This window comes from Streptomyces sp. NPDC016459 (assembly GCF_040632845.1).
Taxonomy (GTDB): Bacteria; Actinomycetota; Actinomycetes; order Streptomycetales; family Streptomycetaceae; genus Streptomyces.
Genome location: NZ_JBEYCR010000015.1, coordinates 76,154 through 89,852, shown reverse-complemented (window position 1 = coordinate 89,852; position 13,699 = coordinate 76,154). Strand labels below are relative to the sequence as shown.

The following is a 13,699-nucleotide window of genomic DNA, read 5'->3' as shown; positions in this document are numbered from 1 at the left end:
GTGGGATGCCGGCGAAGGGGACGGTGGCCGACGCAGCGTCAGACGGATACGGTCTCGCGCGCCCCGGTGTCCTCCACCGGAGCCTTCACGGGCGTACGGGGCAGTACGGCGTACAGCACGCCGGCCACCACGATCGTCGCCGCCCAGCCCAGACCGTTCTCACCGATCCAGGAGGAGGCGAGCGGACCGGCGAACCAGTCGACCTTCGTGAACAGCAGACCCACGAGCAGCGCCACGGCCCACGCCGTCATGGCCTGCCAGGCGAAACCGCCCCGATACCAGTAGGCGCTGGTCCTCGTCGTGTCCATGAGCGCCACCGCGTCGTACGAGCGACGCCGCAGCATGTCCCCACCGAAGACGCCGATCCAGGCCGAGAACGCCACCGCGAGCAGCGTCAGGAAGGAGATGAACGAACCGATGAAGCTGGTCGCCACGACCATGAGCAGGAAGCCGAAGACGAGGCTGATCACCGCGTTCACACTGACCGCCGCCGCCCGCGACACCTTGATGCCCAGGGTCTGCGCCGTGAACCCGGCCGAGTACATCGACATCGAGTTGATCAGCAGCATCCCGATCAGGGCGATCACCAGGTACGGCACCGAGATCCACATCGGCAGCAGCTCGCCGATGAAGGAGACCGGGTCCTGCGCCGAGGCCAGGTCCGGCGTCGACACCGCCATCACCGCGCCCATCAGCACCATCGGCAGGACGACGATCCCGGCGCCGCCGACCGTCGAGCCGACCATCGCCTTCGAGGAGGCGGTACGGGGCAGATAGCGGGTGAAGTCGGGACCCGAAGGGACCCAGCTGATGCCACCGGCCGCGATCGTGCCGATGCCCGCGATCATCATCGCCGTCGAACCGGCGGGCTTGTCGAAGACCGCCGACCAGTCGGTGTTCGCCACCAGGTGGACGAGGACGAGCACCGAGAAGCCGCCGAAGAGGTACGTGGACCACTTGCTGCACACCCGCAGCGCGTGGATCCCGAGGCCCGAGACCAGGAAGGTGCAGGTGACGAAGAGCAGCAGCGTGACCACGATGAGAAGCGTGTTCGACTTCACGCCGAAGAGCAGATCGAGCACGGTCAGCACCGCGTAGGCGCCGGTCACCGCGTTGATGGTCTCCCAGCCCCAGCGCGCGACCCAGATCAACGTCCCCGGGAAGAGGTTCCCGCGCTGACCGAAAACGGCCCGCGACAGCGCCATCCCCGGCGCCCCGCCCCGCTTCCCCGCGATCGAGATCAGGCCGACGATCCCGTACGAGAGGACCGGCGCGGCGACCGCCACGGCCAGGACCTGCCAGAGGTTCAGGCCGTTGAAGACGATCAGCCCGGCGCCCATCGTGAGCAGCAGCACACTGATGTTCGCGGCGACCCAGGTCGGGAAGAGCTCGCGGACCCGGCCGGTCCGCTCGGCGTCGGGGACGGGTTCGAGACCGCGGGTCTCCATCGCGCCGTCGTGCGTCGCGCCTGCGGCTTCGGAGGCGTCGTGGGGCATGGGGGTACTCCGTACAGATGTGGGGGGGACCCACCCAGCGTACGTGCTCCGTCCCCGGCCCCTCCGTGGCCGATACTGAGGGGGTTATGGAACTCATCCTTGCTCTAGTCATCGCTCTGGTCGTCGCGGTCGCCGTGACGAGCGGGCTCGTGATCAGCGGTCGCAAGAAGAAGCAGCTGCCGCCGGCCGAGCCGCCGTCCACCCCGCCGACCATCACCGCTCCGCCCGCCGAGCCGCACGTCGGTGACGAGGCGGAGACGCCGCGGGAGGAACCGCGCCGGACGATCGACGAGGTCGGCCTCCCGACCGCCGAGGAGGCCGTCGATACGCCGGTCGCCGTCGAGGACCCGGTCGTCGCCGAACCGCCGGCCCCCGAGATCGAGATCCCGGAGCCCACCGCCGGCCGTCTCGTACGCCTCCGGGCCCGGCTCGCCCGCTCCCAGAACTCGCTCGGCAAGGGGCTGCTCACGCTTCTGTCCCGCGAGCACCTCGACGAGGACACCTGGGAGGAGATCGAGGACACCCTCCTCACCGCCGATGTCGGCGTCGCCCCCACCCAGGAGCTCGTCGAGCGGCTGCGCGAGCGGGTCAGGGTGCTCGGCACCCGCACCCCGGAGGAGCTGCGCGCCCTGCTCCGCGAGGAGCTGATCGCCCTCCTCGGCCCCGACCTCGACCGCACGGTGAGGACCGACAGCCCGACGGACGTCCCCGGCGTGGTCATGGTCGTCGGCGTCAACGGCACCGGCAAGACCACCACCACCGGCAAGCTGGCCCGCGTCCTCGTCGCCGACGGCAAGTCCGTCGTCCTCGGCGCCGCCGACACCTTCCGCGCAGCCGCCGCCGACCAGCTCCAGACCTGGGGCGAGCGCGTCGGCGCCCGGACCATTCGCGGCCCTGAGGGCGGCGACCCGGCGTCGATCGCCTTCGACGCCGTCAAGGAGGGCATCGCGGAGGGCGCCGACGTCGTCCTCATCGACACCGCGGGACGGCTCCACACCAAGACCGGCCTCATGGACGAGCTCGGCAAGGTCAAGCGCGTCGTCGAGAAGCACGGCCCGCTCGACGAGATCCTCCTCGTCCTCGACGCCACCACCGGCCAGAACGGTCTGATCCAGGCCCGTGTCTTCGCCGAGGTCGTCGACATCACCGGCATCGTGCTCACCAAGCTCGACGGCACCGCCAAGGGCGGCATCGTCGTCGCGGTCCAGCGCGAGCTGGGCGTCCCGGTCAAGCTGATCGGCCTCGGCGAGGGCCCGGACGACCTGGCCCCCTTCGAGCCGGGCGCCTTCGTCGACGCCCTGATCGGCGACTGACCACGGTCCACGCGCACGTGTGAGGGCCCCCGCCGAGGACGGCGGGGGCCCTCACACGTGCGCGTGGACTAGCGGGACGAGAAGGGCGTGCGGTGGCAGATGTACGCCAGGGTGCCCAGCAACAGCCGCGCCTGGGGCGGCGCGCCCGCCGTGTCCAGCGTCGGCGGCCGCAGCCAGCGCACCGGACCGAGCCCGCCGAGGTCCGACGGGGGAGCGGTGATGTGACCGCCGGGCCCCAGACAGTGCAGGTCCAGATCGGCGTCGTCCCAGCCCATCCGGTACAGCAGCTGCGGCAGCTCCGCCGCGGCGCCCGGGGCCACGAGGAACCGCGCCCGCCCGGTCGGCGTCGCGCACACCGGGCCCAGCGGCAGCCCCATGCGCTCCAGCCGCACCAGCGCCAGACGGCCCGCCGCCTCCGCGACCTCGATCACGTCGAAGGCCTTGCCCACCGGCAGCATCAGGGCCGCGCCCGGGTACTCCGACCACGCCTTGGCCGCGTCGTCGAGGCCGGCGCCAGCCGGGACCGGCTCCGCGAAGGAGAGGGGGTGCGCGCCCGGGGCCGTACACGCCGGATCCCCGCAGGAGCACTGGCCGGAGACGGCCCGCGCGCCGGGGACCACGTCCCAGCCCCACAGTCCTGTGTACTCGGCCACCGCTGTGCACTCCGTGGTGCGTACGCGGCGGCGTGCGCCGGACCGCATCTCACGAATGCCGCCGATCGTGAAACCCATGTCCCCTCCAACGGGTCGAGCGCGCCGGTGGTTACGACCGGGAGCACCGTCATCACCCTTCGTCACGGTCTGCCGCCGCGTGGCGTCGCGCGGTCGTGCGAGGGGTGGTGCGGGCCGGTGCGCGCGCCTCTCCGCGCATCCGTCCGCCGACTCCGGTCCGTCGCATGTCAAGTGAATCGCGTTCCCCGGGCGGCGAGTTCATTCGAAGGGGTGGCGAATGGTGGCGTTTCTTGAAACACCCTCGTGGAGCGGTGATCGTGGGATTACTTTCGGTACTCGAAGCCCGGGACCGCATGCGCACGCGGGTATGCCGGAGGCAACCCGGTTTCCAGTTCGAAGGAGCGCGAACGCCGGACGGGTGCCGCAGGACGCGGCATTCTGATAGGGGTTCGCAGGACAGGCAATCAGGTGGATGGGGGCGTTCCAGTGGGCGGCAACGGCACAGACGGTACGACTGCCGGGAAGCGCCCGAACGAGCAGCTGGGTTCGTGGTTCGTGCGCAGCGGCTGGTCCAAGGGCGAACTGGCCCGGCAGGTGAACCGCAGGGCCCGTCAGATGGGCGCGCACCACATCTCCACCGACACCTCGCGGGTGCGCCGCTGGCTCGACGGCGAGCAGCCGCGCGAGCCCATCCCGCGCATCCTCTCCGAGCTGTTCTCCGAGCGCTTCGGCTCCGTCGTCGCCGTCGAGGACCTGGGCCTGCGCACCGCGCACCAGTCGCCCTCCGTCTCCGGCGTCGACCTGCCCTGGGCCGGCCCGCAGACCGTCGCCCTGCTCAGCGAGTTCTCCCGCAGCGACCTCATGCTCGCCCGCCGGGGCTTCCTCGGCTCGTCCCTGTCGCTCGCCGCGGGGCCGGCCCTCATCGAACCGATGCAGCGCTGGCTCGTCCCCACGCCCGTCGGCGACGTCGAGCGGCCCGACGCCCCCGGCAACTCCCGCCGCCCCAACCGGCTCTCCGAGATCGAGCTCGACCTCCTGGAGTCCACCACCGCCATGTTCCGCAAGTGGGACGCCCAGTGCGGTGGCGGACTGCGCCGCAAGGCCGTCGTCGGCCAGCTCCACGAGGTCACCGACCTCCTCCAGGAGCACCAGCCCGCCGCGACCGCCAAGCGTCTCTTCACCTGCGCCGCCGAACTCGCCGAGCTCGCCGGCTGGATGAGCTACGACGTGGGCCTCCAGCCCACCGCGCAGAAGTACTTCGTGCTCGCCCTGCACGCCGCCAAGGAAGCCGGCGACAAGCCCCTCGGCTCGTACATCCTGTCCTCGATGAGCCGCCAGATGATCCACCTCGGCCGGCCCGACGACGCCCTCGAACTCATCCACCTCGCCCAGTACGGCAGTCGTGACTGCGCCACCGCGCGGACCCAGGCCATGCTGTATGCGATGGAGGCCCGCGCCTACGCCAACATGGGGCAGCCCTCCAAGTGCAAGCGGGCCGTCCGGATGGCCGAGGACACCTTCGCGGACGTCGGCCTCGACGGCGAGCCCGAGCCCGACTGGATCGGCTTCTTCTCCGAGGCCGAGCTCAACGGCGAGAACTCCCACTCCTACCGCGACCTCGCCTACGTCGCCGGGCGCTCCCCGACGTACGCCTCGCTCGCCGAGCCCGTCATGGAGCGGGCCGTCCAGCTCTTCGAGAAGGACCCCGACCACCAGCGGTCGTATGCGCTCAACCTCATCGGCATGGCCACCGTGCACCTCCTCAAGCGCGAGCCCGAGCAGTCCGTCGTCCTCGCGGAGAAGGCCCTCGGGGTCGCCCGCAGCATCCGCTCCGAGCGGGTCAACACCCGGCTCCGCAAGACCGTCGACCACGCCGCCCGCGACTACAGCGACGTGGCCGAGGTCGTCCAGCTCACCGACCGGCTCACCCAGCTGCTGCCCGAGGCCGCCGAAGCGGTCTGACCCCCCCGGCCCGACGCCCATGGGCCCCCCGACCCCGGCCGCGCCGGACGTCCCGTACTGCCCGACTCGGCTCCCCCGCCGCAAGGTCACACGGACGGCCGACGCGGCCGGTCCGCCGTCCGGGAGAGGGTACGCCCGTTACCTTCCCGTGACTGTGCCGTTCACGGTCACGTAACACGCCCCACCCCTTCGTCACCGCTCCGAAACATCGAGCGGCATCGGCGGAAACCGCGCTGCGCGAATCTCTGGGCCATAACCGGCCACCCTCACGGCCGCCCGCTCTCTCCGGCCCCGCCCCGCACGGCCGTACCGACGACGAGGAGACGCCGATGGCACCAGCCATCATGACCCTGGCAGCAGACGCCCCCGAGCTGTCCGCCGCCAACACCGGGTTCATGCTCATCTGCTCCGCCCTGGTCATGCTGATGACCCCGGCACTCGCCTTCTTCTACGGAGGCATGGTCCGCGTCAAGTCCACCCTCAACATGTTGATGATGAGCTTCATCAGCCTGGGGATCGTCACGATCCTGTGGGTGCTCTTCGGGTTCAGCCTCGCCTTCGGCACCGACATCGGCTCGATCGTCGGCTGGTCCTCCGAGTACGTCGGCCTCAGCGGCATCGGCGTCACCGAACTGTGGGACGGCTACACCATCCCGGTGTACGTCTTCGCCGTCTTCCAGCTGATGTTCGCGATCCTCACCCCGGCCCTGATCAGCGGCGCCCTCGCCGACCGCGTGAAGTTCACCGCCTGGGCCCTCTTCATCACCCTCTGGGTCACCGTCGTCTACTTCCCCGTCGCCCACTGGGTCTGGGGCGCCGGCGGCTGGCTCTTCGAGATGGGCGTCATCGACTTCGCCGGCGGCACGGCGGTCCACATCAACGCCGGCGCGGCCGCCCTCGGCGTGATCCTCGTCATCGGCAAGCGCGTCGGCTTCAAGAAGGACCCGATGCGCCCGCACAGCCTCCCGCTGGTCATGCTCGGCGCCGGTCTCCTCTGGTTCGGCTGGTTCGGCTTCAACGCCGGCTCCTGGCTCGGCAACGACGACGGCGTCGGCGCCGTGATGTTCGTCAACACCCAGGTCGCCACCGCCGCCGCCATGCTCGCCTGGCTCGCGTACGAGAAGATCCGCCACGGCTCCTTCACCACCCTCGGCGCCGCCTCCGGCGCCGTCGCCGGCCTCGTCGCCATCACCCCGGCCGGCGGAGCCGTCAGCCCCCTCGGCGCGATCGCCGTCGGCGCCATCGCCGGCCTCGTCTGCGCCATGGCCGTCGGCCTCAAGTACAAGTTCGGCTACGACGACTCCCTCGACGTCATCGGCGTCCACCTCGTCGGCGGTGTCATCGGCTCCCTCCTCGTCGGCCTCTTCGCCACCGGCGGCGTCCAGTCCGACGTCAAGGGCCTCTTCTACGGCGGCGGCCTCGACCAGCTCGGCAAGCAGGCGATCGGTGTCTTCGCGGTCCTGGCCTACTCTCTGATCGCCTCCGCGATCCTCGCCCTGATCATCGACAAGACGATGGGGATGCGGGTCAGCGAGGACGACGAGGTCTCCGGCATCGACCAGGTCGAGCACGCCGAGACCGCGTACGACTTCAGCGGAGCCGGCGGCGGAACGTCCTCGCGCTCCACCGCCCCCGCCCCGGCCGTCACGGAGAACAAGAAGGTGGACGCATGAAGCTCATCACCGCAGTCGTGAAGCCGCACCGGCTCGACGAGATCAAGGAGGCCCTCCAGGCGTTCGGCGTCCACGGCCTCACCGTCACCGAGGCCAGCGGCTACGGCCGCCAGCGCGGCCACACCGAGGTCTACCGGGGCGCCGAGTACACCGTCGACCTGGTGCCCAAGATCCGCATCGAGGTCCTCGTCGAGGACGAGGACGCCGAACAGCTCATCGACGTCGTCGTCAAGGCCGCCCGAACCGGCAAGATCGGTGACGGCAAGGTGTGGAGCGTGCCGGTCGAGACCGCCGTACGGGTCCGCACCGGCGAGCGCGGTCCGGACGCACTGTAAGCACACGAAGGAGCCGCCGGGTGACGAGCCTCGAAGTCAGCGAAGAGACCGAAGATTCGGGACCCGGCGGTTACGCGGCGGCCCGGCTGCTCCTCCTCCAGGAGAAGGAGCGGTCCGGGCCGCCGCGCCGTGCCGCCCTCGCCCGGCTCACCGACGACTGGCTGACCGGGCTCTTCACGTCCGCCGCACCGCCCCGGGGAGTCGCCCTCGTCGCCGTCGGCGGCTACGGCCGCGCCGAGCTCTCCCCCCGCAGCGACCTCGACCTCCTCCTGCTCCACGACGGCAGTGCCGACAAGGCGGCGGTCGCCGCCCTCGCCGACCGGATCTGGTACCCCGTCTGGGACCTCGGGCTCGCCCTGGACCACTCCGTCCGCACCCCCGCCGAAGCCCGCGCCACCGCGGGCGAGGACCTCAAGGTCCACCTCGGCCTCCTCGACGCGCGGCCCCTCGCCGGAGACCACGGCCTCGTCGCCGCCCTGCGCACCACGATCCTCGCGGACTGGCGCAACCAGGCCCCCAAGCGCCTTCCCGAACTCGACGAACTCTGCCGGGAACGCGCCGATCGCATGGGCGAGCTCCAGTTCCTGCTCGAACCGGACCTCAAGGAGGCCCGAGGGGGACTCCGCGACGTCCAGGTCCTCCGCGCCGTCGCCGCCTCCTGGCTCGCCGACGCCCCCCGCGAGGGCCTCGACGCCGCCCGTCGCCGTCTCCTGGACGCCCGCGACGCCCTCCACCTCACCACCGGCCGCGCCACCGACCGGCTAGCCCTCCAGGACCAGGACGCCGTCGCGCTGGACCTCGGTCTCCTCGACGCCGACACCCTGCTCCGCGAGGTGTACGAGGCCGCCCGGACCATCTCGTACGCCACCGACGTCACCTGGCGCGAGGTCAACCGCGTCCTCAAGGCCCGCTCCGCCCGGCCCCGCCTGCGGGCCCTCCTCACCGGCCGCGGCAGCGTCGCGAAACCCCCCGTCGAACGCACCCCGCTCGCCGAGGGCGTCGTCGAGATGGACGGCGAGGTCGTCCTCGCCCGCACCGCCCGGCCGGAACGCGACCCCGTGCTGCCCCTGCGGGCCGCCGCCGCGGCCGCCCAGTCGGCCCTGCCGATCTCCCTGCACGCCGTACGCCGCCTCGCGGCCACCGCCACGCCCCTGCCCGTGCCCTGGCCCGCCGAGGCCCGCGAGGAGCTCGTCACCCTGCTCGGCGCCGGTGAGGCCACCGTCCCCGTCTGGGAGGCCCTGGAGGCCGAAGGGCTGATCACCCAGCTGCTCCCCGACTGGGAACGCGTCCGCTGCCGGCCCCAGCGCAACCCCGTGCACACCTGGACCGTCGACCGCCACCTCGTCGAGACCGCCGTACGGGCCTCTTCGCTCACCCGCAGGGTCGGCCGCCCCGACCTCCTCCTCGTCGCCGCCCTCCTCCACGACATCGGCAAGGGCTGGCCGGGCGACCACTCCGTCGCCGGCGAGACCATCGCCCGCGACCTCGCCACCCGCATCGGCTTCGACCGCGCCGACGTCGGCGTCCTCGCCACCGCCGTCCGCCACCACCTGCTCCTCGTCGAGACCGCCACCCGGCGCGACCTCGACGACCCCGCCACCGTCCGCGCCGTCGCCTCCGCCGTCGGCACCGTCGGCACCCTGGAGCTGCTGCACGCCCTCACCGAGGCCGACGCGCTCGCCACCGGGCCCGCCGCCTGGTCGTCCTGGCGCGCCTCCCTCGTCGCCGACCTGGTCAAGCGGGTGGCGGGCGTCCTCGCGGGCGAGACCCCGCCCGACCCCGAGGCGGCCGCCCCCAGCGCCGAACAGGAACGCCTCGCCATGGAGGCGCTGCGCACCGGCGAACCCGTCCTCGCCCTCCACACCCAACCGGTCGGCGCGGAGCCCGAGGAACCGGAACCCGTCGGCGTCGAACTCGTCATCGCCCTGCCCGACCAGCCCGGCGTCCTGCCCGCCGTCGCCGGCGTCCTCGCCCTCCACCGGCTGACCGTCCGCGCCGCCGATCTGCGGGCCATCGAACTGCCCACCGAGGTCGGCGCCGGCTCCGTCCTCGTCCTCGACTGGCGCGTCGCCGCCGAGTACGGCTCGCTGCCCCAGGCCCACCGGCTCCGCGCCGACCTCGTCCGCGCCCTCGACGGCTCCCTCGACATCGCCGCCCGCCTCGCCGAACGCGAGGCCGCCTACCCGCGCCGACGCGGCCTCACCGCCCCGCCGCCCCGTGTCACCGTCGCCGCCGCCGACTCCCGTCTCGCCACCGTCATCGAGGTCCGGGCCCAGGACGCCCCCGGCCTCCTCCACCGGGTCGGCCGCGCCCTGGAGGGAGCGGCGGTACGCGTCCGCAGCGCCCATGTCTCCACGCTCGGCGCCAACGCCGTCGACACCCTGTACGTGACCCGGCCCGACGGCTCCCTCCTCCCCGACGAGGAGGCGGTCGATCTGGCCCGGACCCTGGAGTCGGCGCTCCGCTGAAGCCCCGCCCCGACCCGCCCCGCGCGCCGGATCCGGCGGGCGGGGGCACACACTTCGAGCGGCCCGATACCCTGGAGGGCAATCCGACCGCCCCCGACACCGAGGATCCGCGACCGCCGTGTTCGATACCCTCTCCGACCGCCTTGCAGCGACCTTCAAGAACCTCCGCGGCAAGGGCCGTCTGTCCGAGGCGGACATCGACGCCACCGCGCGCGAGATCCGTATCGCGCTGCTCGAAGCGGATGTCGCCCTTCCGGTCGTCCGGTCCTTCATCAAGCAGGTCAAGGAGCGTGCCGCCGGCGCCGAGGTCTCCCAGGCCCTGAACCCGGCCCAGCAGGTCATCAAGATCGTCAACGAGGAGCTCGTCTCCATCCTCGGTGGCGAGACCCGGCGCCTGCGGTTCGCCAAGACCGCGCCGACCGTGATCATGCTCGCCGGTCTCCAGGGCGCCGGTAAGACCACCCTCGCCGGAAAGCTCGGTCTCTGGCTCAAGGGCCAGGGCCACTCCCCGCTGCTCGTCGCCTGCGACCTCCAGCGCCCCAACGCCGTCACCCAGCTCTCCGTCGTCGCCGACCGCGCCGACGTGGCCTTCTACGGCCCCCAGCCGGGCAACGGCGTCGGTGACCCGGTCCAGGTCGCCAAGGACTCGATCGAGTACGCGCGGACCAAGATGTACGACGTCGTCATCGTCGACACCGCCGGCCGCCTCGGCATCGACCAGGAGCTGATGCGGCAGGCCGCGGACATCCGCGACGCCGTAAGCCCCGACGAGGTCCTCTTCGTCGTCGACGCCATGATCGGTCAGGACGCGGTCAACACCGCGGAGGCCTTCCGCGACGGCGTCGGCTTCGACGGCGTCGTGCTCTCCAAGCTCGACGGCGACGCCCGCGGTGGTGCCGCGCTCTCCATCGCGCACGTCACCGGCAAGCAGATCATGTTCGCCTCCAACGGCGAGAAGCTGGACGAGTTCGACGCGTTCCACCCGGACCGCATGGCGTCCCGCATCCTCGGCATGGGCGACATGCTCTCCCTCATCGAGAAGGCCCAGCAGACCTTCGACGAGGACGAGGCCGCCAAGATGGCCTCGAAGCTCGCCTCGAAGAAGGGCCAGGAGTTCACGCTCGACGACTTCCTGGCGCAGATGGAGCAGGTCCGCAAGATGGGCTCCATCTCGAAGCTGCTCGGGATGCTTCCCGGCATGGGCCAGATGAAGGAGCAGATCGCCAACATCGACGAGCGGGACGTCGACCGTACGGCCGCCATCATCAAGTCGATGACCCCCGGCGAGCGCCATGACCCGACCATCATCAACGGCTCCCGCCGCGCCCGTATCGCCAAGGGTTCCGGCGTCGAGGTCAGCGCGGTCAAGGGCCTTGTCGAGCGCTTCTTCGAGGCCCGCAAGATGATGTCCCGGATGGCCCAGGGCGGCGGTCTCCCCGGGATGCCGGGCATGCCGGGCATGGGCGGCGGCCCCGGTCGTCAGAAGAAGCAGATCAAGCAGGCCAAGGGCAAGCGCAAGAGCGGCAACCCGATGAAGCGGAAGGCCGAGGAGCAGGCCGCGGCCGAGCGCCGCGAGCAGGCCCAGGCGGGTGGCGCGTTCGGTCTCCCGGCGGCGGGCCAGACCCCCAAGGACTTCGAGCTCCCGGACGAGTTCAAGAAGTTCATGAGCTGACGCCGGTCGCGGCGTGAGAAGGGGCCCGGACGGTACGCCACCGTCCCGGGCCCCTTCTCGCACGTCCGGGTGCCCGCCGGGCCGACGGGAGAGCGGGCGGCGCACCCCCTTCGCACCGGGTGACGTTCGCGAACCCGCCGGGAGGGGGTGCTCGGGCGACGTCGGACCTGACGCCGGACGGGAGCCACGACGTCTGAGGATCCGCCGGCCCGAGACGGGGCCCGCCCCGGGCCGGCGGATGGCGTGGCCCCGGGTGCCGGGCCTCGCACGAGCGAAGCCCGGCAGGCGGCCGGCGCGTTCCCCACGAGGGCAGGACGACCGACCGGCCCCCCCGCCCCCGGCGGCCCCCGCTTCCTACGGCACCCGGGCGATCACGTACCGGAAGACGTTCGGCATCCAGACCGTCCCGTCCGCCCGCACGTAGGGGGCCAGGGCCTCCTCGATCTCCTTCGTCACCTGCGAGGGATCCGTCTCCCCGAGCGCCTGGTCGAACGCGCCCGTCGACAGCAGCCCGCGCACCGCGCTGCCCTCGCTCGCGTACCCGAACGGGCAGGCCACCTGCCCCGATCCGTCCGGACGCAGCCCCGCCTCCGCCACCAGGCCGTCCAGGTCCGCCCTCACCGACGAGGGGCGTTCCGCGAGACGGGCCGCGACCCGCAGCACCGGCTCCGTGGCGCACCGCTCCGGCGGGCCCCACCCGGCGAGTACGACGGCCGCGCCCGGTTGCGCCGAACGGGTGAGCGCCCGTAGCTCCGGGAGGATCCCGTCGGTGGCGTGGAAGGCCGTGACGACGTCGTACGGGCCGGCCCGCGGAGGCTCCTCCGTGACCGTGACGTCCTCCGGCAACCGCTCCCTGGCCAGCTCCACGCGCGCGTGGTCCCGGTCCGCGCCGGCCACCCGGGCGCCCCGCGCGGCAGCCATCAGGAGCGCCAGACCGGAGCCGCAGCCGAGGCCGAGCACCCGCGAACCGGCGCCCACGGCGAGGCGCTCGTACACCGCTTCGTAGAGCGGTACGAGCATCCGTTCCTGGATCTCGGCCCAGTCACGCGCGGGGTGGTGCGGGACGAGCGTAGGTGTCATGGAAAAGTGCCCCAATCCGTGCTCGGACGACAGCCCCCGTAGTCAGGGAACTGCGCATCCCGGGCCGCGTCCAGTGCTCGCACCGCACCGATTCGCCCGGGGGAGGGGCGGTGCCCCGTCCCGCCCGGAGACCCGGTAGTGTCCTCGCGATCCTCCCGGGCGGCAGCGGGCCCCCTCGGGGGGCGCGCGCACCGCGGTCAGGCGCCGGGGCGTATGCGCCACTACGCACCGGCTTGACGCTCCCTGCGTGGCTTCTCCGCAGATCGGCGCACTGGCCCGCGTCCGCACGCATCAACGGCAACTGACTGGTACGTGCAAATTATTTGGGATGCCCCGTAATGGAACCCGGAAGGGATCCGGCTCGTTGTACCCGACGTGAGCACGACACCACCTGTTCTCGCCGCAGAGCTGGCACAGGCGTGGGCCGACATTCAGCGGCACCACCCCGAGCTGCCCGACCTTGCCGCGCCAGAGTCCCTGATCGGAGAGTCCTCGTCCGCCTGCGGCGCCGAGCTCTCCTTCGAACGGCTGCTCCACGAGGCAGTCCACGGCATCGCCGCCGCCCGAGGTGTCCGCGACACCTCCAGGGCCGGCCGCTACCACAACCGCAGATTCCTCGCGATCGCCGAGGAGATGGGCCTCGACCACCCCGAGGAGCCGCACGCCAGCAGCGGCTTCTCCCTGGTCACGCTCAACCCCGAGGCGAGGCGTCGCTACCGGCCCACCATCGAGCGGCTCCAGCGCGCCCTCAAGGCCCACACGGTGGCCACGGCGGCCGACACCAAGCGCTCGTTCCGCGGACCGGCCGCGCGGCACGGGTCCTCGGGCGGCGGCGTGCGCGTCAAGGCGGTCTGCGACTGCGGGCGGAACGTGCGCGTGGTGCCCTCGGTGCTCGCCCAGGCCCCGATCGTCTGCGGCGGCTGCGGCAAGCCGTTCCGCATCCCGGAGACGGTGGGCGCCGCCAGCTGAACCTCGGGGTCGGTGCCTCGTCGGCGTGTGGCACAATGGCTAGCTGTACTCGACAGTCGC

10 protein-coding genes are annotated in these 13,699 nt (G+C 72.2%); 7 read left to right on the top strand and 3 right to left on the bottom strand.

The features are described 5' to 3' along the window. Positions 1–38 precede the first annotated feature (38 nt). Positions 39–1,496: a cytosine permease gene (locus ABZ567_RS27465; RefSeq protein WP_360794517.1), complete on the bottom strand. Its 1,458-nt coding sequence runs from the start codon at positions 1,494–1,496 to the stop codon at positions 39–41. A gap of 86 nt (positions 1,497–1,582) precedes the next feature. Between ABZ567_RS27465 and ftsY the strand changes: the two genes are divergently transcribed. Further along, complete coding sequence (gene ftsY, locus ABZ567_RS27460; protein WP_360794515.1) at positions 1,583–2,809, top strand: signal recognition particle-docking protein FtsY; 1,227 nt, start codon at positions 1,583–1,585, stop codon at positions 2,807–2,809. Positions 2,810–2,877: 68 nt separating this feature from the next. Here the strand turns inward: ftsY and ABZ567_RS27455 are convergent, their stop codons facing one another. Beyond that, a complete protein-coding gene (locus ABZ567_RS27455; protein WP_360794513.1) occupies positions 2,878–3,540 on the bottom strand; it encodes a bifunctional DNA primase/polymerase in 663 nt (220 codons plus the stop codon). 426 nt (positions 3,541–3,966) lie between these two features. On the opposite strand from ABZ567_RS27455, the gene ABZ567_RS27450 reads away from it, so the two are divergent. The 5 genes from ABZ567_RS27450 (at position 3,967) to ffh (ending at position 11,590) form a co-directional block, all read left to right on the top strand. Beyond that, positions 3,967–5,442, top strand: coding sequence for a hypothetical protein (locus ABZ567_RS27450; RefSeq protein ID WP_360794511.1), 1,476 nt, complete (start codon positions 3,967–3,969; stop codon positions 5,440–5,442). A gap of 329 nt (positions 5,443–5,771) precedes the next feature. Then, on the top strand, positions 5,772–7,115 hold the full coding sequence (locus tag ABZ567_RS27445) for an ammonium transporter (RefSeq protein ID WP_360794509.1): 1,344 nt from the start codon (positions 5,772–5,774) through the stop codon (positions 7,113–7,115). Then, complete coding sequence (locus ABZ567_RS27440) at positions 7,112–7,450, top strand: P-II family nitrogen regulator (RefSeq protein ID WP_015036464.1); 339 nt, start codon at positions 7,112–7,114, stop codon at positions 7,448–7,450. The genes ABZ567_RS27445 and ABZ567_RS27440 overlap by 4 nt, the downstream gene beginning before the upstream one ends. Positions 7,451–7,470: 20 nt before the next feature. Beyond that, positions 7,471–9,918: a [protein-PII] uridylyltransferase gene (locus ABZ567_RS27435; protein ID WP_360794506.1), complete on the top strand. Its 2,448-nt coding sequence runs from the start codon at positions 7,471–7,473 to the stop codon at positions 9,916–9,918. A 118-nt stretch (positions 9,919–10,036) separates the two neighbouring features. Then, a complete protein-coding gene (gene ffh / locus ABZ567_RS27430; RefSeq protein WP_360794504.1) occupies positions 10,037–11,590 on the top strand; it encodes a signal recognition particle protein in 1,554 nt (517 codons plus the stop codon). A gap of 354 nt (positions 11,591–11,944) precedes the next feature. Here the strand turns inward: ffh and ABZ567_RS27425 are convergent, their stop codons facing one another. Then, positions 11,945–12,670 carry a methyltransferase domain-containing protein gene (locus ABZ567_RS27425; protein WP_360794502.1) on the bottom strand — a complete coding sequence of 242 codons (726 nt, stop codon included), beginning with the start codon at positions 12,668–12,670 and terminating at the stop codon, positions 11,945–11,947. 375 nt (positions 12,671–13,045) lie between these two features. On the opposite strand from ABZ567_RS27425, the gene ABZ567_RS27420 reads away from it, so the two are divergent. Beyond that, positions 13,046–13,639, top strand: coding sequence for a hypothetical protein (locus ABZ567_RS27420; RefSeq protein ID WP_024755886.1), 594 nt, complete (start codon positions 13,046–13,048; stop codon positions 13,637–13,639). Positions 13,640–13,699 lie beyond the last annotated feature (60 nt).

Bases quoted from the DNA above. Each gene is read 5' to 3' on its own strand.
- ABZ567_RS27465 (WP_360794517.1), bottom strand. From the start codon at position 1,496: ATGCCCCACGACGCCTCCGAAGCCGCAGGCGCGACGCACGACGGCGCG.
- ftsY (WP_360794515.1), top strand. From the start codon at position 1,583: ATGGAACTCATCCTTGCTCTAGTCATCGCTCTGGTCGTCGCGGTCGCC.
- ABZ567_RS27455 (WP_360794513.1), bottom strand. From the start codon at position 3,540: ATGGGTTTCACGATCGGCGGCATTCGTGAGATGCGGTCCGGCGCACGC.
- ABZ567_RS27445 (WP_360794509.1), top strand. From the start codon at position 5,772: ATGGCACCAGCCATCATGACCCTGGCAGCAGACGCCCCCGAGCTGTCC.
- ABZ567_RS27440 (WP_015036464.1), top strand. From the start codon at position 7,112: ATGAAGCTCATCACCGCAGTCGTGAAGCCGCACCGGCTCGACGAGATC.
- ABZ567_RS27425 (WP_360794502.1), bottom strand. From the start codon at position 12,670: ATGACACCTACGCTCGTCCCGCACCACCCCGCGCGTGACTGGGCCGAG.